Origin of the sequence: Lentzea fradiae, from assembly GCF_900100955.1 — a bacterium.
In the GTDB taxonomy this organism is placed as follows: Bacteria; Actinomycetota; Actinomycetes; order Mycobacteriales; family Pseudonocardiaceae; genus Lentzea; species Lentzea fradiae.
Genome location: NZ_FNCC01000012.1, coordinates 1 through 18,419 on the forward strand (window position 1 = coordinate 1; position 18,419 = coordinate 18,419).

The following is an 18,419-nucleotide window of genomic DNA, read 5'->3' on the forward strand; positions in this document are numbered from 1 at the left end:
GGGTGGGACGGGGGTGACGAGCGAGGGCGAACACGCCGCCGGCGGCGGCGAGTGCGCAGGCGATCAGCGCGGCACCGGTCCACGGGGACAGGTGCGCGGCCTCGCCGAGCAGGAAGGCGCCGAGGCCGACCGCGACCAGAGGGTCGACCACGGTCAGGCACGCGACGGCCAGGTGAGGGGGTCCGCCGGCGTAGGCGTGCTGGACCAGCCAGCCGCCCACCGCCAGCGACAACGCGATACCGAGCACCGAGGCGATGTGCGACAGGCCGAAACCGCCCTGCTGCACCGACTGCGACACCGCCCGCATCAACACCGACACATAGCCGTAAGCCACACCACCGGCCGAGGCGAACGCCACCGCACGAATGCGCGCGTTCGTGGTCAACGCGGCGATGACACCGGGGATCGAGATCGCACCCAAAGCGAACAGTCCGGCCATGAACTCCGCATCCGGTACGACCTGAGTCGCCGTGGCGCTGCCGGAGGCGAGGAGCACGAACGCACCCACGCCCACGGTCGTGAGCAGGATCGCCGGAATCTCCCGGAAACGCCTGTCCAGCAACGCGGTCAGACCGATCGCCAGCACCCCGATCGGCTGCACGACGGTCAACGGCGCCATACCCAGCGCCGCCGCGTGCACTCCGGAGCCTGCGACGAACAGGACGAGCCCGGTGAGCCAGCGACGATCGCGGACCGTGCTGAACTGCGCACCGCACAAGGCGATCGCGTCGTGTTGCAGGCGTGCCGCGAAAGCGAAACACACGGCACCGAGCACGGCGAGCGTGATGGCGAGCGGTGTCACGTCGTCCGCCTGTGCAGACCGGCGATGGCGAAGAGCAGCACGTACAGCGCCACGAACAGCAGCCGTTCCGCCAGTCCGCGAACGGTGAAGCCCTCGAACGAGACGTGGCTGACCAGGAAGGCCACGCTCGACACACCGGCCGTGACCGCGACCGTCCTCAGCGCCGGGAACTGCCGGGCGATCAGCAGACCGGCGGCAGGCAGGCACACGAACATCACCCCGGCCGCGTACCGGTGCACGTGACCGGACAAGGTCGTCGGCTCACCGGTCGGGTCGGTCGGGAAGACCGTCGCGACGGCCAGCCCGACGGTCCACCCGGCGATCAGCCACCTCGCCGGCCCGGGGACGTGCCGCAGCCGCCACCCCAGCAGACCGCTCACCGCGGCCAGCGACAGCGAGGCGACCGCCAGCCACTTGGTGCCGTTGCGCACGAACACGTAGTCGCTGATCACGTCCGTGACCGGGTTCAGCTCGTCCGCCGACACCACGTGCAGGTAGAGGACCGGGACCAGCGACAGCACCAGTCCGCCGGTGAGCAGTCCTCCCCTGTCCCGCACCACCCCCGACACGTCAGTCAGTCCCTTGTGGCCGGTCGGCTCGCCGGTGGGCGAGCAGCAGGAAGGCGAGCACGGAGGCGGTCACGAACAGCCCGGCGGACGTCGCGATGTAGCTGTACACGCCGGTGGCGGAGTTGACCGTCGTCCCGCCGGACTCGACCCTCGTGCCGGAGAGGACCGCCGCACCGGCGAAGCTCACCCCCACCGAGCCGATCGCGCTCATGACCGAGACGACGCTCGCGGTCACGCCCTGGCGGTCCGGCGCGGTGAGGACGGACGCCATGTTGAACCCGGACGCCAGCAGCGATCCCATGCTCAGGTTCAGCATGACGGCGAAGAAGACGGCCAAGGGGAACGAGGACGCGCCGAGGAACATCCCGAACGCTCCCGCGGTGCCCACCACGACACCGGAGGCCAGCGCGACGGCGGGATCGGTGCGGGCCGCGAGCCAGCCCGAGCCCAGCCCTCCCGCCATGATCCCCAGTGCTGGCAGGCCGAACAGCAACGCGAGCGAGCCCTGGGCGTCGAGCCCGTAGCCGAGCCCCTGGTCCGCCGAGACCTGGGCGATGAGGCTGAGCAGCTGGTCCATGCTCTGCCCCGCGCCGGTGGCCAGCACGACCACGAGCAGGGTGAGCACCATCGGCCTGCCGAGGTTCCTGACGTCGACCACCGGTTCGGGAACCCGGCTGGAGACGAGGTACCACCGGACCAGCGCCACGACGCCCGCGGTGAGCAGCGTGAGCGCTCCCGCGCTGAGCCAGCCGAGGTCCGAGCCGAGGCTGACGTAGCCGAGCACCGCGACGACGCCGCCGAGCAGGAGCGTCCCGCCGACGTCGACCCGTCCCGGCGTCCGCACCGGTGACTCCGGGACGAAGGCGCGGATGCAGACCACCGCGACGACCGAGAACACGGCCGAGGCCACGAACACGACCTGGAACCCGAACCGCGCCACGAGCGGCTCGACGCTGGTGGTCGAGGCGATCCCCACGATTCCCGCACAGGTGGTCACCGCGCCCACCGCGGGCATCGCGACCCGCGGCGTGCACAGGTCGCGGACGAGCGAGACGGTCAGGAACACCGCCGCCACCGCGGCGCCCTGCACCATCCGCCCGAGCACGAAGACCCACAGGTTCGGCGCCACGAGGCACACCACGGCACCGCAGCAGGCGACGAGCAACGCGATCGTCAGCATCCGGCGTTTGCCGTGGATGTCCGCGCTCTTGCCGAACAACGGCGCCCACATCGCCCCGGCGAGCATCGCGGTGGAGCCGAGCCACGCCGACTGGGTGGTGCCGAAGTGCTCCAGCATCTGCGGCAGGACGAACAACGGCATCACGATCACTGAGTCCGCCGCGACGTTCGCCAGGAGCAACGCGGCGATCTGCCCGGCGAGCCTCGGGTTCCACCGCGTGTGCGGTGGCCTTGCCGGCGGGGCGTGGGTGCTCAGGGTGGTATCCACGAAACTCCTTGAGTGAGGGGGGATGCGGCACCCGTGGACAACGGGAGAAGTGCTCGCTCGGGACCGAATGTAAGAATCGTCCTCACTCGACGGCAATGGCGAAGGGCGCCTCGACCGTGGATTCTCACCAGGTTCCTACCTTTCTCAGGGGGAACTTTTGTGCGGCACGGCGTGTCGCTCGGCGAGAATCATCCGCAGTGGCTGAACGGGGAGAAGCGAACGGATGACATGCACGGTTTTGATAGCCGATGACGACCGCGCGATTCGCGAGTCGCTCGGGCGCGCGCTGGAACTGGAGGGCTATTCCGTCGTCGAGGTCGACGACGGGGTGAAGGCGGTGACGAGCATCCGCCGGCAGAAGTTCGACGTGCTCGTCCTCGACGTGCTGATGCCGGGGCTCGACGGCCTCGGGGTCGTGCGGCTGCTGCGGGCGGAAGGCGACCGGGTGCCGGTGCTGATGCTCACGGCGCGGGTCGAGACGTCCGACCGGGTCGCGGGCCTCGACGCGGGCGCCGACGACTACCTGCCCAAGCCCTTCGAGCTCGACGAGCTGCTGGCACGGCTGCGCGCGTTGCTGCGCAGGGCCGTCCCGGCGGAGGACACCGGGGACCGCGCCCTGTCCGTGGGGGCGCTGCGGCTCGACCCGGCGAGCAGGCGCGCGTGGTGGACCGGGACCGAGCTGAGCCTCAGCAAGACCGAGTTCGACCTGCTGGAGCTGCTCATGCGCAACGAGGGCGTCGTGCTCGACCACACGTCGATCTACGAGCAGATCTGGGGTTTCGACTTCGGCGGCGACTCGAAGAACCTCGCGGTGTACGTCGGTTACCTGCGCCGCAAGCTGGCGGCGGCGGGCGCCTCGTCGGTGATCCACACGGTGCGCGGCGTCGGCTACACGGTGCGGCGGCCGTGAACCTCGGGACCCGGCTCGCGTTCGCCTTCGCCCTCGTCGTCGCGCTCACCGCGGGCGTGGTCGGCGTGCTCACCTTCCAGTCTGCGGTCGAGCGCGTGATCGGGGAGGTGAACCGCGGCCTGCACACCGCCTCCGCCGCGATCATCGACGGGCACCACGGCGTGCTGCGGGAGCCGTCCGGCGAGGTCTTCGGCGACCTGGGCCTGGAGCACCCGCTTCCCCTGACCGCGCAACGGATCGAGCCGGACGGCAGCGTCACCCCGCTCGGCGGGCGGCCCGTGGTCTTCCCGGTCGGCGCCGCGGACCGCGCCCTCGCCGCCGGACCCGCGCGGGGCGCCACGAACACCGCGGAGGTGATCGTGCTGCACGACACCTACCGGGTGCTGACCACCTCGCTGGGAGACGGTGCCGGCGCGGTGCAGGTCGGGATCGACGTCAACCAGTCGAGGCAGGTGATGAGCGGGATGGCCAAGGAGGTCACCGCGCTCACGCTGCTCGTGACGGCGGTCGCCGCGGGTCTCGGCTGGGTGCTGGCGCGCCGGATCACCCGGCGGCTGGTGCGGCTGACCGCGATCGCCGAGGACGTCAGCGCCACCGGTCTGGGCGCCGCCGAGGTGCCGGTGGTCGGACGGGACGAGGTGGCGCGGTTGTCGTCGTCGTTCAACACCATGCTGCGCCGGCTCGCGGACTCCCGGGAAGCGCAGGAACGACTGGTCCAGGACATCGCGCACGAGCTCCGCACACCGCTCACGAGCCTGCGCACCAACGCCCGCGTGCTGCACCGTCTCGACCAGCTCCGGCCCGAGTCCCGCGCACGCCTGCTGGCCGACGTCGAGGGTGAGACCAGGGAGCTTTCGCACCTGGTCAACGAGCTGATCGCGCTGGCGCTCGCGAGAGGAACCGACGAGGAGGACACCGAGTTCGAGCTGGCCGAGGTCGTCCACAGCGCGGCGGCACGGGCACGGCGCCGGACCGAACGCGAGATCCGCGTCGACGCCGACCGGACGCGGGTGCGCGGCCAGCGCCTCGCCCTGGAACGCGCGGTCGGCAACCTGCTGGAGAACGCCGCGAAGTTCGACACCGACGGCACCGACCCGATCGAGGCCGAGGTCCGCGCGGGCACGATCACCGTGTCGGACCGGGGTCCCGGTCTCGGCGACCACGACCTCGGCAGGATCTTCGACCGGTTCTACCGCGCGGACAGGTCCCGGTCGCTTCCCGGCTCCGGCCTCGGCCTGGCCATCGTGGCCGGTATCGCCGAAACCCACGGCGGCACCACCTTCGCGAGGAACCGGGCGGGGGGCGGAGCGACCATCGGCTTCACCATCGGTCCCGGCCGCCTTCTGCGTGGCAGGTGACATCGCCCGGAAATGCATCCATCACCGAAGAAAGCGCTTTTGTGAACATGCGAACAGACTCGGCCACCGATCGTTATGAGCAGTTCCGGCAGGCCGCGACCGAGCAGGGCATTCCGAAAGACGAGATCGACGGGTTCGCGGAACATCTCCGGTTCGCGATCTACCTGGGCGGCGCGCATCCCGGCGAGGAGGTCGTCGGGCGTGCCGGTGGGCTGCCGCGGTTACCGGTGGGCGTGGAGTGGCCAGGCGCCGGGAGCGGCTACCCGTTGCCGTTCATCGCCTCCGTCGACTACGCGGCCCTTCCCCGTGTCGAAGGGCTTCCCCTGCCGGCGGACGGCTCGCTGTCGCTGTTCCTGGACCACGAGGAGGACCTGGGGCGCTCTTGCCACTCCGGCGAACCGGAGTTCGCACGCGCTTTGTACGTCCCGGCGGGAACGGAGACGGTGGTGGGGTCGCTGCCGCCGGGCCACAGCGGGATGCACGAGGAGGGTGTGCCCTTCGTCCTCCCCGAGTACGAGCTGTCCGCGCGGGTCCTGGGTTCCGTGCCGGGGTGGATGGAGGCGGAGGACGAGGACGAGTTCGAAGCCCTCATCGAGTCCCAGCCGGAGAGCGTGCGGCAGCTCGCCGAGGAGCTGGAACACCTCGACGAGCTGTGCGACGTCGTCGACAACCTCTGGCCGTCGCCGAAGGGACTGCACACACTCCACATCGGTGGCCACTGCCAGGAAATAGGAAGCTCGTCCGGACCGTGGTACGACATGGCGGTGGAGAACCTCCGGAACCGAGGCGGGACGAGCGGTGTCTCGAGTCAGGAAGAGTACCGCCTGCTGGACGAGGAGCAGTACCGGCTGTCCCGGGAATGGACGGTGCTCGCCCAGTTCCTCACGCGGGACGAGGTCTACTACGGGTGTTTCCTGATCGACTCCGCTGATCTCGCGGTCAAGCGGTTCGACAAGATGCGCTCGTTCACCATGTTCACCGAGTAGGTGGCTGCCTGCTCCTGCCACGTGCGGCAGGAGCGGGCACGGCCGTTCAGCCCAGGTTCAGGGTGCAGCACCCGGCCATCCAGCCCGCGCAGGATGCGGGCCGCCACGCCCGACGAACCGTCTCAGCCGAGAAGAGAGTCCGAAGTGGACCGTCGGAAGTGGACTGTCAGGACGACGTGGCCGCCAGCGACTCGTCGTCCACGCCCGCGGTCTGGGTGACGAGGTCGACGAAGATCCGCGCCTCGCGGGTGAGCTGCCGGCCCTGCCGCCAGACGATCTGGGCGGACACCTCGAAGGAGGGCTGCCAGTCGAGCACGCTCAGCCGGCCGTCCCGCACCGAGCCCGCGACGGCCGCCTCGGGCAGGACGCCCACGCCGACGCCGGCCGCGATGCCCTGCTTGACCGACTCGATGTTGCCGAACTCCAGGACGGAGACGGGTTCCTCCGCGCCGCGGCGCAGTTCGTCCTGCAACGACGCCCGGTAGGAGCAGTCCGTTCCCGGCACGAGGACGGGGAACGCCCGCAGGTCCGACGTCAGCACCGGCGAGGTGCGGTGCAGCGGGTGGCCCGGCGCGACCACGGCCACCAGGTGCTGCGGCCCGAGCACCCTGGTCTCCAACCCGTCGTGCCGGGTCTCGACCTCGACCAGGAAACCCAGGTCCTGCACGCCTTTGCGCACGGACTCCCGCGCGTCTTCGGAGGTGGCCGCCTGCACGACGAGCTGCAGCCGCGGGTAGCGGTGGTGGAAGAACTCCAGCAGCCCGGACATGCGGTACGAGATCACGCTTTCGACGGCGGCGACGGTCAGCGTGCCCGACGGTTCCGCCTGCTCGGCGAGCGAGCACCGGGCCTCGTCCACGAGTGCGAGGATGCGTTCCGCGTAGGGCACGAGCCGCTCACCGAAGGGCGTGAGCCGGATCTTCCCGCCCAGCCGTTCGAAGAGCTCGGACCCCAGTGCGGCTTCGAGGCCCTTGATCTGCGCGGTCACGCTCGACTGCGCGTACCGCAGCTCGGTCGCGGCTTTCGTGAAGCTCATGTGGGTCGTAACCCGGTAGAAGGTGCTCAGTTGCTTCAGGTCCATATCGCATCCCCCAATGCGCGCATTCTCAAGATTGCCCGTGCGGCCATTTCCCGACGATTCAGGAGTACTGCCACATCCCGATTGTGCGCCTGCTGGATCAATGGTTACCTCCCCGCCCGGGAGCATACACGCGCGCGCGAGGCAGCACCCCCGGTTTGGAATATTCCCAGTTCACAGCCACCTGAAACCAAGATCATCGCCGACCGCCGCGCAATAACACGCGCCATCTAACATCCAGGTGAAGAAACGGGCTCCGGGACAGCTTTTTCTTCGTGAACCGGACACATCCCCCGTGCCGCGGCACGTGTTCGGCGGGAACCGAATCCCTGGACCGGCCCGTGCGGCCGGTGGTCTCGTTGGGTCACCGGACGGAAGGCGGGGCGGACAGCCGCTCCGCACCGGGTCCGGGAACACAGGGTGAGGGGGTGACACGACATGAAGAAGTACGCCAAGCCGGCCGCGGCCAAGGTCTCGCAGTCCACGGTGCTCAAGGCTCACACCTGAGCCGATCTGGACGCCGGCCCGCAGCGATGAGGACCGGCACTCCGGCATCAGCCGGTGCGCGCCCTCGCCCCCGGCAGGGCGCGCACCGTCGTCCGACCCGCCTGTCGTGAGGAAGAACCATGTGCGGAATCGCCGGTACCGCCCGCATCGACGGGCAAGACCTCGGTCCGGAAGCCGACGCCCTGCTCGAACTGCTGGCCGACACGCTGCACCACCGCGGCCCCGACGAGCGCGACTGCCTGCGCACGGGCCCCGTCGGCCTCGCCTTCACCCGGCTCTCCCTCGTGGACCCCGAGGACGGCAGCCAGCCGCTGGTCAGCGACGACGGCAACCTCGTGCTCATCGCCAACGGCGAGGTCTACAACCACCGCGAGCTCGCGGCACAGCTGCCCGCGGGCACCCGCATGAGCACCGGCTCCGACTGCGAGGTGCTGCTCTACCTCTACCGGCAGCACGGTCTCGACTTCCTGCGCGACGTCCGCGGCATGTTCGGGCTCATCCTGTTCGACCGCGCCCGCAACCAGCTCGTCCTCGCCCGCGACAGGTTCGGCATCAAACCGCTGTACTACCACCGCAACGCCCGGCGCATCACCCTCTCCTCCGAGATCAAGGGTCTCTTCGCGGACGCCGAGACGCCGCGCGCCTTCGACTGGGAGCGGTCCCTCTCCGTCCCCCTCCTCGCGGCCTCCCCCCGCTTCGGAGAGCCCGACCTGGTCACCTGGTTCGAAGGCGTCGAGTCCGTTCCCGCCGCCACGGTCCTGCGCATCGACCTCAACGACGGACGCACGCTCAGCCACCGCTACTGGGAGATGCCCACCCGGGCGGAGGAGGGCACCAGCGCCGAGACGTTCATCGAGCGCTACCGCGAGATCCTGGAGCACTCCGTGCAGGAGTGCGCCACCGCCGACACCGAGCTCGGCCTGTTCCTGTCCGGCGGCATCGACTCCTCGGCCGTGCTGGCACTGGCAGCCCCCCAACTGCCCGAGGTGCACACGTTCACGGCGTTGTCCGGCGGCACCCGCGTCAACGGCGACGCCGAGCACGCGGACTGGCTCGCGAAGTCGATGGGCGTGCACAACCACCAGGTCGTCTTCGACCGCGACCACGTGCCGACGCCCGAGGAGTGGCGCCGCCTGGTGTGGTTGTCCGAGACGCCGATGGCCGGTCCGGAGATCTACTACAAGCACGAGCTGCACCGGTTCGCCCGAGCCGAACGCCCCGGGATGCGCGGCATGCTGCTCGGTGCCGCGAGCGACGAGTTCAACGGCGGCTACTCCGACGAGCTGAGCGGCGGCGAGGGCTGGGAGTCCTTCCTGGACAGCCTCGGCCAGCTCGACCGCGGCACCCGCCTGGACCGGCACCCCGGCCTGCGCCGCTGGTGGGCGGAGGGTCACGACTTCTTCTCCGAGGAAGCGCTCACCCACGCGACCGGTGTCGCCACCCCGGACGTCTACCACGCCTACGTGGCCTCGGAGTACGCGAAGGTCCAGCAGTACAACGTGTGGCACGAGGACCGCACGGCGGCGGGCAGCGGCACCGAGGCCCGCGTGCCGTTCCTCGACCACCGGCTCGTCGAGCTGACCGCCGTGATCCCGCCGCACCTGCGCCCGCGGCTGTTGTGGGACAAGCGGATCCTCCGCGAGGCGGTGCGCGACCTGCTGCCGGAGCGCATCGCGGAACGCACCAAGGGACCGTTCTTCTACGGCTCTGGCACCTGGTACGCCTACCGCATGCTCGTCCGGCTGCTGCGCCGCGACGACGGCGAGCTGGTCGAGCGGGCGCTGGCCGCTCCGGGCGCCGACCTGTACCTCGACGGCAGCGCGATCCGCCGCAGGCTCGCGGAGTTCGGTGACGGCGACACGAACGCGCCCGGTGTCGAGATGCTGATGCGCGTGGTCAACATGGGTCTGCTGGCGGAGATGGCGGCGGCCCCGCCGCAGCTCGCGCGGATGTCGGCGGGTCCGGTCAGGCTCAGCGTCACGGCCGCGCCGCACGTCCACGACGAGGACGAGCTGTTCGCCCCCGGAAGCGACGAGCCGTCGCGCAGGGTGCTGGCGCTCGCGGAGAACGTCCAGCTCCTCACCGACGCCCGGGAGACGTGGTTCCTGCTCTCCTCCGGCCAGATCGAGTACGAGCTGGAGCAGGACAGCGCGGTCCTGCGGGTGCTGGCCCTGCTCGACGGCACCACCCCGTTCGACGAGGTGGTCGAGAAGTCCGGAGTGGACGCGGACGAGGTCAGGGCCGACCTCAACGCCCTCCTCACCGAGCGACTTCTGACGTTCGAGGTGTGAGACGGCCATGTACGAGTCGATGGCGCAGCAGCAGCTGTTGCGGGGTGACCCCCACTCACGTCCGCCCGTGACCACCTACGCCAGCCGGTACGAGCGGTGGGAGGACCTCGCGAGTGTGCGGCGCAAGCCCCGGCGCAACTTCGTCGCGGAGGACGAGACGTCAGACCTCTTCTTCCCGCCGGAGCTCTACCCGGTCGTGCTGCACCCGCTGGTCGCCGCGAAGGGCGAGGTCGTCGTCAAAGCGCTGCTGCTGTGCCGTCTGTACGACTACCTCGACTTCACGACCGAGCTCGAGAACCTCGCCGTCATCCCGGTGGCCACCAAGATCAGCCGCGGCCGGTCGGGACTGCTGCTGCCGCCGCAGATGAAGGCCGACGCGTACAAGATCGTGACGGACGAGGCGTGGCACGCCCAGTTCTCCCACGACTTCGCCCGCGAGATCGAGGCGAGCACGAACGTCCCGCACCACCTCCCCGAGGACGCGCCCGCGCCGTCGTTCGTGCTGCGGCTCGACGAGCTGCGCGACGAGCTGCCGCAGGACGTGCGGGGCGTCGAGGCGCTGCTGTTCGCCATCGTCAGCGAGACCCTGATCTCCGGCATCCTGTCGGACATCCCGCGCGACACCCGGCTGCCCTTCAGCGTGCGCGAGCTGGTCCGCGACCACGCCGCCGACGAAGGCAGGCACCACCAGTACTTCCGCACCGTCCTCAAGCACCTGTGGCCCGCGCTCACCCCGCACGAGCGCCGGGCAGTCGGGCCGCACGTCCCCGCCGCCGTGTACGCGTTCCTCGAACCCGACTACGAGCAGACGTTCCGGCACCTGCGCGGCATCGGCCTGACCGAGGACGAGTGCGCGCAGGTCATCGCCGAGTCGTGGCCCGCGGACGAGGTGCGGCGCACCATCGCCGAGGCCGCGCGTCCCGTCGTCCGCTACTTCGCGGAGGCGGGAGCGCTCGACGACAGCCGCACGCGCGACTCGTTCGAGCGCACCGGCTTGTGGGGCCGGGACTTCGACGGCAGGACCGAAGGGATGGCGTCGTGACGAGCGGCGAGAGCACGACCGAGGTACCGGAGCACAGCCGGTTCGGCCGCACGATGAGCCCGGCCGCGATCTTCCGCCGGTTCTGGGTCGCGACGACGGTGAGCGGGGCCGGGTCCGCGATCACGATGGTCGCGCTCCCCCTGGTGGCGCTGACGGTGCTCGACGCCTCGGTCTTCGAGGTCACGCTGCTCAACGCCGCCGGCCAGGCTGGCTGGCTGGTGCTGGGGCTCCCGGCCGGGGTGATCGTCCAGCGCTACCCGTTGCGCGGCCTGCAGGTCGTGATGGACGTCGTCCGGCTCGCGGCCATCGGCTCGATCCCCCTCGCCTGGTGGCTGGGCGGGCTCACCTACACCCACCTGCTGCTGGCGGCGCTGCTCGTGGGTTTCGCGAACGTCCTGTTCGACATCGGCAACGCCACCTTCCTCCCGGCCATCGTCGAGAAGAAGGAGCTCAACGCCCGCAACAGCCTCATGTCCGGCACGCACGCGGTGACCCAGACCGGCGGCCCGTCGGCGGGAGCGGTGCTCGTGCAGGTGATGGGACCGGTCGGCGCGCTGGTCCTCGACGCCGTCAGCTACCTGGTGTCGGCCATCGCCCTGCGCACCCTTCCCGAGCGCACCGCTCCGCAGAAGTCGCAGGTCTCACCGGGAAGGCTCATCAGGGAGGGCTGGAACTTCGTCGTCCGGCACCACGTGATGGGGCCGACGCTCGTGTGGGCGATGGCCACGAACTTCTTCTGCAGCGCCATCCTCGCGCTGACCCCCGTCTACCTGGTGCGGGCCGCGGACACACCGGCCGCCCTCGTCGGCGTGGTCCTCGCGATGGACGGCCTCGGCGCCGTGATCGGGTCCGCGCTGGCCACCCGGCTCGCCCGCGCCCTCGGCACCGCCCGCGCGCTGATCGTGGCGAGCACCGTGGGCAGTCTGACGGCCCTGCTCATCCCCCTCACGACCAGCTCCGGCACGATCTTCTACTTCATGATCGGCAACGCCGGGCTGTCCGCGGGCGTGGTGGTCGGCAGCATCCTGACCCGCACCTACCGGCAGACCGAGAGCCCGCCCGAGCTGCTGTCCAGGGTGATGGCGACGACGCGGTTCGTCTCCTGGGGCGCGCTTCCGCTGGGGGCCGCGGTCAGCGGTCTCGTCGCGGACGCCGCCGGCCTCTCCCCCGCGCTGTGGCTGGTGTGCGCGGGCACGCTGACCGCCCCGCTCGTCCTGCTCCTCAGCCCGTTGCGCTCCCGCCGCGACCTCGGCTGAACCGTCCACATCGAACGCGGTGATGCGGGTCATCGGCAATGGTGCGCACGACCGCGTTGCCAGACCCACGCCCGTCGATGACGATCGGAGCACGACCCGCGATTGCCCGCTCCGGCACCGATTCGACGAGGTGGCACCGTCCCGATGACGACCATGTACGCGACGATCGGTCCAGCGACCCGCGCACCGGAGACCATGACCGCCCTGGTCCGCCTGGGCGTCACCGGTTTCCGCTTCTCCGCCTCCAAGTTCGGCGTGGCCGAGCTCGCCGCCCAAGCCGCCGACGCCGAGGCAGCGGGCCGCGCCGCCGGACGGAGCGTCGAGCTGCTGCTGGACCTGCCGGGCGCCAAGATCCGGTTCACCAACGCGGACTCGATCGACCTCGGCGCGACCCCGCGGTTCCGGGTGTCGTACGCCCTGAAGCCCACCGGCGAGGACGACGGCCTGCCCGACGTCGGCCTGTCCGACCCCGGCCTCGGTGACGTCATCTCCCCCGGCGACGTGCTGCTCATCGGTGACGGTGAGATCGCCGCACGGGTGATCTCGGCGTCCGGCACCCACTGCGTGGCCGAGGCCCTCGAGGGTGGCCTGCTCGGCCCGCGCAAGGGCGTCTGGGTGACCGGGCGGTCGCGCCGCCTCCCGGCGTCCTCACCGGACGAGGACCTCGCCCTGCTCGACGGGCTCACCTCGTCGGCGTTCACCGGTGCGATCGTCTCGTTCGCCGAGAACGCGGCCGTCCTGGAACCCGTCCGCGCGCGGTGGGGCGGGCGCAGCGCCAACTCCGTCATGGCGAAGGTCGAGACCAGGGCGGGCGTGGCGGCCGTCGCGGAGGTCGCGGGTGCGGCGGACAGCGTGCTCGTCGGCCGCGGCGACCTGCTCATGGACAGCGGGGTGCTCGACTTCCACGCGCTGTGCTCGGCGGCGGTGCGGGAGTGCAGGCGGTTGTCCGTGCCGGTGGTCGTGGGAACCCAGCTGCTGTCGGGGATGCAGAGCTCGTGGCTGCCGCTGCGCTCGGAGCTGAGCTACCTGTGCGGCCTGCTGGAGTCCGGTGTGGACGGTCTGCTGCTCACGACGGAGACCACCTTCGGCCGCGACCCGCTCGGTGCCGCGGGACTGATGGCGGACCTGATCGCGCGCTACGCGGAGCCGGGGCTCGTCAGAGCGTGATCCAGTAGCGCTGCTTCGGGCCGATCACGGTGTCCCGCACGTCTTCCAGCACCCCGCCCGCGCGCTGGATGATGTGGGCGGAGGTGTGGTTGTCCGGCGAGCACGTCAGCAGCACGCGGTCCATCCCCCTCGCCCGCGCCTGGCCGAGCGCCGCGTCCAGCGCCCAGGTGGCGAGCCCGCGGCGGCGGTACCGGGGGCAGACGCTGTAGCCGATGTGGCCGCCCGCCTCCAGCAGGAGCGGGGTGAGCCCGTGCCGCAGCTCGACGGCTCCCAGGCAGGTGTCGCCGTGCGTGATCCACCAGTACGTCGAGTGCGCCCTGCCGGGTGCGGGCGGCACCTCCGGGTCGGCGCAGCGGTGCAGCCGGGCGACCCAGGCCGCGAACCCCTCCGGCGTCGTCACGTCGTCGTCGGGGGTGAGCCCGGCACCGTCCATGTGGGACCCGGCCGGCCACTGCTCGTAGGTCGCGAGCCAGGAGGCGTACAGCCTCGTGTCCGGCCTGGTCAGCTCCGGACGCAGCTCGTCCCCGGCCTGTCCCACGTCACAGCCCCAATCGTTCGAGAAGTGCGGCACCGCCCCGGTCCAGCTGGTAGAACACCCGGCCGCCGAGCCGCTGCTTCCACACCAGACCGGACGCGGAGAGCACGGTCAGGTGCTCCGACACCGTACTCTTGGCCATTCCCAGCGACGCCGCCACCGCGGTCGTCGTCTGCGGCACCTCCAGGGCCCGCACCACCTGCGCCCGCCCGGTGCCGAGCAGCAGTGCGAGGCGGTCCGGCGCGCTGGAGTCCCGGTCGGGCGCCGTCAGCACCTGGAAGAACCCGGTGGCCCGCGCCTGGTACGACAGGGCCACGACGCCGGCCTCCCGGTGGAACAGCCGCACGCCTCCCGCGAAGACGGTCGGCACCAGCAGCAGCTGCGAGCGGGTCACCGCCACGTCGAGGTCGCAGTGGTAGGGCGCGGTGAGGACCGGCCGGGACCACAGCACCCGTCCGTCGAGCTCCTCCAGCATCGCCTCCGGCCCCGACACGACGAGGGTCCGGCCGCGGAAGAGCGCCTCCTCCTCCAGCGACGCCCGCATCCTGGCCCAGTGCGGGGCGATGGCCCAGTCCCAGTACCGCCGCAACAACGCGCAGAGCCGGTCCGCGCCGGCCCCCTCGAACCGGGCCCGCAGCTCGGTGAGCTCCGCCGCGAGCGTGCCGCGCGAGGGGTCTGGCAGCGGCACGGCGCCCGGCGGGAACAGCGGCGGGCCGGGCCGCCGCATCGGTTCCACCAGGCCCTCCAGCAGCTCGCGCGGCATCCCGGCGCGCACCGTGCCCGCCCAGCGGGTGTAGGGCGACGGCGCCTCGCCCGGGTAGCGGGCGAGGATCGCCAGGCTGCCGATGGTCTCCCACAGCGGGCTGAGCGCGATCCGCACCCGGCCCAGGCTGTCGTCGTCCACCCGCAGGCGGATCACCGCGGCGACTCCTCGGTGACCCACTCGACGACACCGCTGGCCGCGAGCTCGTCGAGGAACTCGGTCACGTCCTCGCCGACCTCCTCGGGCTCGGCGCCGTACTCGGCGGCGACGATGCCCGCGATGTCGCTGACGCTGTTGCGCCCGTCGGCCGACTCGTAGATCAGCTTCGCCACGTCGGCGAGCTCCATGCCCTCCGCGTCGACGCCGAGGACGAGGTTGCCCGCGACCAGGCGGACCCGGACGCCGAGGGCGCGGCGGGGCACGCGCGGTCCGGAGGTCATGAGGTCTCCACTCGCATCGCGATGTCCTGGCAGGTGGTGAGCACGGACCGCACCCACGGCCGCGGGTCGTCCGGGTCGAGGCCGCGCATCGTCTCGAGCTCCCAGTACCGCTCGAACGAGAGCACCTCCGGCGCCGCCGCGCGGAACCGGTTCGGGCGCCACTTCGGCATGTGGCTGCCGTACTCGCCCGCGCTTTCGAGCAACGCGTCGACGGCGTGGCTCAGCGCCCTGCGCGCCGACAGCACGGCGCTCTCCAGGTGCCCGGACTCCAGCTGGCCCAGCGCGTCCTCGGCGGCGTCGTCGGCGAAGCCGAGCGAGCGGACCACCACGATGGAGCGGAAGGCCGACTGCTTCAGCACCTCGTACTTGGCCTCGATCCACTCGATGCCGAGCAACGGCAGGCAGTGGGCGAGGCGGGCCAGCGTGGTCTCCTCGCGCGGCGAGAGGATCTCACCGGCGAAGACGCCGCTCGTGTACCGCTCCCAGGTGATCTTGGCGAGCATCTGGTCGATCTGGCTCTCCAGCCAGTACGTGACCTCCCAGCGACGGCTGTTCTCGTAGAACACCTCGCTGCGCACCCGCGGCGGGTCGAGCGGCATGAGGGTGTCGCTGGAGGTCTCCGTCCGCCACTCCTCGGTCGTGACGACGTAGATGTCGAAGTCGCTGCGCGAGTTCTCCCAGCCGCGGGCGACCGAGCCCACGACGAACGCGGCGACGGCGTCGTCCGGCAGCAGGTCGCGCGCCCGCAGCGGGGCGAGCCAGTCGGCGGGGTGCGGTGCGGGCGCCACCACGGCGTTCCGGGCGCTCATTTGCGGTACGCCAATGACATGCCGTCTGCGATGGGCAGCACGACGACCTCCACCCGCTCGTCCTCGACGAGGCGCGCGTTGAACTCGATGACCGCGTGGTCGGCGGACTTGACCGGCTTCAGCACCCGGCCGCTGCGGAAGAAGTTGTCGAACGCGATGAGGCCGCCCGGACGGGTCCGCACGACCAGTTCCTCGAAGTAGTCCTGGTAGCCCTCCTTGTCGGCGTCGACGAAGGAGAAGTCGAGGTACGGCTCGGACGGCAGCGCACGCAGCGTCTCGATCGCGGGCGCGACCCGCAGCTCGATGCGGTCCGCGACGCCCGCCGTCTGCCACGCCTCCCTGGCCACCTCGGTCCACTTGTCGGTGACATCGCAGGCGACGACCCGGCCGTCCGGTCCCATGCCGCGGGCGATCGCGAGGGAGGACATGCCGGTGAAGCTGCCCACGTCGACGGCGTTGCGGGCGCCGAGGAGCCGGACCAGCAGCGTGATGAGCGCGCTCTGCTCGGGGGCGGTCTGCCAGTGCGCGACCTCGACGAGGGCCGAGGTCCGCTCGATCAGCCTGCGCTGCACGGCGTCGAGCGGCTGGCTGTGCGCCAGCATGTAGTCCCGCAGGGGCGGGGCCAGTAGGGTGCTTTCCTTCACGAACCGAGGGCCTTTCCGTTGGCGGAGTGGGCGAGGACGCGGTTTCCGTCCTCAGTGGACTCACCTGCGCGCTCCGCGGCGTCGAGGAGGCCGAGCACCTGCTCCGCCAGCTCGCGTTCGGAGCACAGGTCCGACCGCAGCACCGTCCACTCCGGATCGTCCGCGACCAGCCGGGTGGTCAGCTCGTCGAGGCGCACGATCTCGTCGAGGTGGCGGTGCAGGAACGCGTTGACGGAGTGCTTGGCCGGTCCGGTGCGGGCCGCCATCCGCTCCCGGCGGGCGGCGGCGGAACAGGTGAGGTAGACCTGCACGGCGAAGCGCGGGGCCCTGGTGCGGGCCCACTCCGGTGCCAGGTAGACCTCGCCGGGGGTCAGGAAGGTGTTGAACGACTGCTGGGTGAGCCAGTACCTGTCCTGCACGTGCACCGCGCCGGGTTCGGCCGGGCCCCGTTCGGCGGCCAGCTCGGCGTCGACGACGAGCTGCGCCGAGCGGATGCCGTTGAAGCGCCGCCACAGCCGCGGGTCGCGGAACGGCCGGTCCTGCGCGCCGTCGAAGGTGGCCACCGCCTCGCGGAGCATCGCGTCGACCAGGCCGCCCTTGGTGAGCGTGCCGTGCGACAGCGTGACGCCGCGGCCTCGCGCGCGCAGGCCGTCGGTGATCAGCCGGGCGATGGTGGTCTTGCCGCTGCACTCGTGCCCGTCCAGCAGGATTCCCTGGACGAACGGGCGGTGCGCCGGCGTCGGGTCGGGGGTCACGGGCGCCTCGGGAAGAGCGCGGTGCGGACGGCGGTGGGCGCGTAGCGGGTGCGGAGCTCGTTGAGCAGCGTCACCGCGCGGACCGGGTCGGCGGCTCCCGCCGTCTCCTCGGCGAGCATCAGCCCGGCCACGCCCTGTTCCAGCAGCTCGCTGACGGTGGCGAGCTCCGAGCGGTGCGGCAGCCAGCCCGCGGCGAGGCTCGTCAGCAGCTGCGTGCCGACGAGGACCGGGCGTCCTGCCGTGCGCGCCGCGTCCAATACCTGGCGGCAGGCCGCGTGGAACTCGACGGGGCCGGTGTCGAGCAGCAGGTCTCCCCTGCCGAGCAGGATCCCGTCGGCGGCCTCGGCGATCTCCGCCGCGGCGGCGGCACCGGCCGCGGTCTCGATCTTGGCGACCACCGCGGGCAGCGGACCCGTGCCCGCGCTCTCCCGCAGCACCACGCGCGCCCGTTCGACGAGGCCCGCCGACTCGGCGAAGGAGAGCACCACCGCGTCGAACGGCGTGCCCGCCACGGCCCGCAGCCCGGCGAGGTCGTACTCGGTCAGCTCCTGCGCCTTGCCCGAGCGACCGGCGCCGGGGAACGACACGCCTCGCCGGATTCCGACGACGTTGCGGGTCAACGGCACAGCGGTGCACGTGCCGCCGGACCGGCCGACGATCCGCAGCGCGTCCTCCCCGTCGCCGACGACGACGAGGTCACCGGCGTCCGGAAGCGCGTCGGACGGACCGAAGCCGGACACCCCCAGCTCCGGCACCGGACCGGTGACCGCGGACGGGCCGCCGTCGAAGCGCAGCACCAGCTCCGTGACACCGGCGAGGTCCAGGTACTCCTCGTTGGTGAGCCGAGGCTTGGCTCCCGGCAGGTCCAGCACCAGCTCGACCGGGAGGTCGAGGCCGTCCGCGAGGTCCCTGACGGTCCCGGCGAGCACCGAGAGCCGGTCGACGGGCGTCTTCGAGGCCGTGAAGCGGAACACGCCCACCCCGGCCTTCAGCAGGTCGGCGAGGGCCTCCTCCGAGGAGCAGGCCGGGCCGACGGTGGCGACGACGTGAGTCATGGCGG

18 protein-coding genes are annotated in these 18,419 nt (G+C 71.4%); 7 read left to right on the forward strand and 11 right to left on the reverse strand.

Annotation, left to right across the window (positions count from 1 at the left end):
- The 3 genes from BLT23_RS27295 to BLT23_RS27305 all read right to left on the reverse strand — a co-directional run.
- Positions 1-802, reverse strand: an 802-nt coding sequence (locus BLT23_RS27295; protein ID WP_483868421.1) for a DMT family protein, incomplete at its 3' end; no start/stop codon positions are given.
- Positions 799-1,371, reverse strand: a complete 573-nt coding sequence (locus tag BLT23_RS27300) for a DUF998 domain-containing protein (RefSeq protein WP_245744234.1) — start codon at positions 1,369-1,371, stop codon at positions 799-801. The genes BLT23_RS27295 and BLT23_RS27300, both read right to left, overlap by 4 nt.
- Position 1,372: 1 nt before the next feature.
- On the reverse strand, positions 1,373-2,818 hold the full coding sequence (locus BLT23_RS27305) for an MFS transporter (RefSeq protein ID WP_245744236.1): 1,446 nt from the start codon (positions 2,816-2,818) through the stop codon (positions 1,373-1,375).
- A 223-nt stretch (positions 2,819-3,041) separates the two neighbouring features.
- Here BLT23_RS27305 and BLT23_RS27310 point away from each other — a divergent pair, with 223 nt between their 5' ends.
- Genes BLT23_RS27310 through BLT23_RS27320 form a run of 3 tightly spaced genes read left to right on the forward strand, consistent with a single transcriptional unit; the run spans position 3,042 to position 6,072 of the window.
- The gene (locus BLT23_RS27310) at positions 3,042-3,728 is read left to right on the forward strand and encodes a response regulator transcription factor (RefSeq protein WP_090053911.1); all 687 of its coding nucleotides are present in this window, start codon (positions 3,042-3,044) and stop codon (positions 3,726-3,728) included.
- The gene (locus BLT23_RS27315) at positions 3,725-5,086 is read left to right on the forward strand and encodes a sensor histidine kinase (RefSeq protein ID WP_090053913.1); all 1,362 of its coding nucleotides are present in this window, start codon (positions 3,725-3,727) and stop codon (positions 5,084-5,086) included. The genes BLT23_RS27310 and BLT23_RS27315 overlap by 4 nt, the downstream gene beginning before the upstream one ends.
- 47 nt (positions 5,087-5,133) lie before the next feature.
- Positions 5,134-6,072 carry a DUF1963 domain-containing protein gene (locus tag BLT23_RS27320; RefSeq protein ID WP_143036062.1) on the forward strand — a complete coding sequence of 313 codons (939 nt, stop codon included), beginning with the start codon at positions 5,134-5,136 and terminating at the stop codon, positions 6,070-6,072.
- A gap of 166 nt (positions 6,073-6,238) precedes the next feature.
- Here the strand turns inward: BLT23_RS27320 and BLT23_RS27325 are convergent, their stop codons facing one another.
- Positions 6,239-7,153: a LysR family transcriptional regulator gene (locus BLT23_RS27325; protein WP_090053917.1), complete on the reverse strand. Its 915-nt coding sequence runs from the start codon at positions 7,151-7,153 to the stop codon at positions 6,239-6,241.
- Positions 7,154-7,776: 623 nt separating this feature from the next.
- Between BLT23_RS27325 and asnB the strand changes: the two genes are divergently transcribed.
- The 4 genes from asnB to BLT23_RS27345 all read left to right on the forward strand — a co-directional run bounded on the left by asnB (position 7,777) and on the right by BLT23_RS27345 (position 13,413).
- A complete protein-coding gene (gene asnB / locus BLT23_RS27330; protein WP_090053919.1) occupies positions 7,777-9,948 on the forward strand; it encodes an asparagine synthase (glutamine-hydrolyzing) in 2,172 nt (723 codons plus the stop codon).
- A gap of 7 nt (positions 9,949-9,955) precedes the next feature.
- Positions 9,956-10,990: a diiron oxygenase gene (locus BLT23_RS27335; RefSeq protein ID WP_090053921.1), complete on the forward strand. Its 1,035-nt coding sequence runs from the start codon at positions 9,956-9,958 to the stop codon at positions 10,988-10,990.
- Positions 10,987-12,246 carry an MFS transporter gene (locus tag BLT23_RS27340; RefSeq protein ID WP_218133909.1) on the forward strand — a complete coding sequence of 420 codons (1,260 nt, stop codon included), beginning with the start codon at positions 10,987-10,989 and terminating at the stop codon, positions 12,244-12,246. The genes BLT23_RS27335 and BLT23_RS27340 overlap by 4 nt, the downstream gene beginning before the upstream one ends.
- A 144-nt stretch (positions 12,247-12,390) precedes the next feature.
- Positions 12,391-13,413: a pyruvate kinase gene (locus tag BLT23_RS27345; RefSeq protein ID WP_090053923.1), complete on the forward strand. Its 1,023-nt coding sequence runs from the start codon at positions 12,391-12,393 to the stop codon at positions 13,411-13,413.
- On the opposite strand, the gene BLT23_RS27350 is transcribed toward BLT23_RS27345, so the two are convergent.
- Genes BLT23_RS27350 through BLT23_RS27380 form a run of 7 tightly spaced genes read right to left on the reverse strand, consistent with a single transcriptional unit; the run spans position 13,403 to position 18,414 of the window.
- Positions 13,403-13,951: a GNAT family N-acetyltransferase gene (locus BLT23_RS27350; RefSeq protein ID WP_218133910.1), complete on the reverse strand. Its 549-nt coding sequence runs from the start codon at positions 13,949-13,951 to the stop codon at positions 13,403-13,405. The genes BLT23_RS27345 and BLT23_RS27350 overlap by 11 nt on opposite strands.
- Position 13,952: 1 nt before the next feature.
- On the reverse strand, positions 13,953-14,867 hold the full coding sequence (locus tag BLT23_RS27355; protein ID WP_090053925.1) for an ArsR/SmtB family transcription factor: 915 nt from the start codon (positions 14,865-14,867) through the stop codon (positions 13,953-13,955).
- Positions 14,864-15,151 carry a PqqD family protein gene (locus BLT23_RS27360; RefSeq protein WP_090053926.1) on the reverse strand — a complete coding sequence of 96 codons (288 nt, stop codon included), beginning with the start codon at positions 15,149-15,151 and terminating at the stop codon, positions 14,864-14,866. Before BLT23_RS27360 ends, BLT23_RS27355 begins: the two co-directional genes overlap by 4 nt.
- Entirely contained in the window at positions 15,148-15,960 is an 813-nt protein-coding gene (locus BLT23_RS27365) for a hypothetical protein (RefSeq protein ID WP_143036063.1), read from the reverse strand. Before BLT23_RS27365 ends, BLT23_RS27360 begins: the two co-directional genes overlap by 4 nt.
- On the reverse strand, positions 15,957-16,604 hold the full coding sequence (locus BLT23_RS27370; RefSeq protein ID WP_218133911.1) for an O-methyltransferase: 648 nt from the start codon (positions 16,602-16,604) through the stop codon (positions 15,957-15,959). Before BLT23_RS27370 ends, BLT23_RS27365 begins: the two co-directional genes overlap by 4 nt.
- A complete protein-coding gene (locus BLT23_RS27375; protein WP_090053932.1) occupies positions 16,601-17,359 on the reverse strand; it encodes a hypothetical protein in 759 nt (252 codons plus the stop codon). The genes BLT23_RS27370 and BLT23_RS27375 overlap by 4 nt, the downstream gene beginning before the upstream one ends.
- Complete coding sequence (locus BLT23_RS27380) at positions 17,356-18,414, reverse strand: pyruvate kinase (protein WP_090053934.1); 1,059 nt, start codon at positions 18,412-18,414, stop codon at positions 17,356-17,358. Before BLT23_RS27380 ends, BLT23_RS27375 begins: the two co-directional genes overlap by 4 nt.
- Between the last annotated feature and the right edge of the window lie 5 nt (positions 18,415-18,419).

Excerpts from the sequence above, each read along its gene's own strand:
- BLT23_RS27360 (WP_090053926.1), bottom strand. The coding sequence starts at position 15,151 with ATGACCTCCGGACCGCGCGTGCCCCGCCGCGCCCTCGGCGTCCGGGTC.
- BLT23_RS27380 (WP_090053934.1), bottom strand. The coding sequence starts at position 18,414 with ATGACTCACGTCGTCGCCACCGTCGGCCCGGCCTGCTCCTCGGAGGAG.
- BLT23_RS27345 (WP_090053923.1), top strand. The coding sequence starts at position 12,391 with ATGACGACCATGTACGCGACGATCGGTCCAGCGACCCGCGCACCGGAG.
- BLT23_RS27335 (WP_090053921.1), top strand. The coding sequence starts at position 9,956 with ATGTACGAGTCGATGGCGCAGCAGCAGCTGTTGCGGGGTGACCCCCAC.
- BLT23_RS27310 (WP_090053911.1), top strand. The coding sequence starts at position 3,042 with ATGACATGCACGGTTTTGATAGCCGATGACGACCGCGCGATTCGCGAG.
- asnB (WP_090053919.1), top strand. The coding sequence starts at position 7,777 with ATGTGCGGAATCGCCGGTACCGCCCGCATCGACGGGCAAGACCTCGGT.
- BLT23_RS27320 (WP_143036062.1), top strand. The coding sequence starts at position 5,134 with ATGCGAACAGACTCGGCCACCGATCGTTATGAGCAGTTCCGGCAGGCC.
- BLT23_RS27365 (WP_143036063.1), bottom strand. The coding sequence starts at position 15,960 with ATGAGCGCCCGGAACGCCGTGGTGGCGCCCGCACCGCACCCCGCCGAC.
- BLT23_RS27325 (WP_090053917.1), bottom strand. The coding sequence starts at position 7,153 with ATGGACCTGAAGCAACTGAGCACCTTCTACCGGGTTACGACCCACATG.